Below are 603 nucleotides of genomic sequence, written 5' to 3'. Positions count from 1 at the left end.
TCTAATGCTTTCAATGCCGATGTTGGTGATCTTGAGCCGTATTTGGTCTTGAGTGACGTCTACGATCTGTGCCGTTAACGTAATCTCTTGTTCAGACTGGTGGAACGAGAAACCGACATCAACCAAAAGTGCAGGATTCAATGTATCTAAGCCTCCGGCTTGTAAGAGCAAACCATGTAAGGAAAGATCTTGAATCGTAGCGTTAAGTCTCAAATCACGTTGTTCTAACTGAGCTGGAGCTTGGTAGATGATGCGTGAAAAGCGTCTTTTCTCCGTCATATTGCGCTCTCTAAGGCATTTAAACAGATTGAATAGTATATCAAGAAGAACAAAAAGTGTTCGAATGTTGTTTAAAAACTGTCGAGAACGCTACAGAGTTACGTAAGTACACGGTCATATTTTTCACTGACCCAATGACTCTCAAATCATCAAATACCTTAATAACGCCAATCAATATGGCCCAGAAAGGCGCTTTTAACTGGCTGGGGTATACGACAAAGGCCGCTATGATAGCGGCCTTTGTATAAATTACCAACAGACTTTCCAGAAAGCGTAAGTTTCGGTGTCAGTCTGTCGTAATCATTATTTCGCAATACGTTTGTA

The 603-nt window shown here is 41.3% G+C and carries 1 protein-coding gene; it reads right to left on the bottom strand.

Going from position 1 to position 603, the window contains the following annotated elements:
* The coding region (locus tag R7040_RS27960; RefSeq protein ID WP_318097817.1) for a PilZ domain-containing protein at positions 1-279 on the bottom strand (279 nt) is incomplete at its 3' end.
* Positions 280-603: the final 324 nt, after the last annotated feature.

It is taken from the genome of Vibrio sp. 1069, from assembly GCF_033340555.1.
Note: the sequence above shows the minus strand (reverse complement) of the source record. Positions and strands in the feature narration are given on the sequence as shown.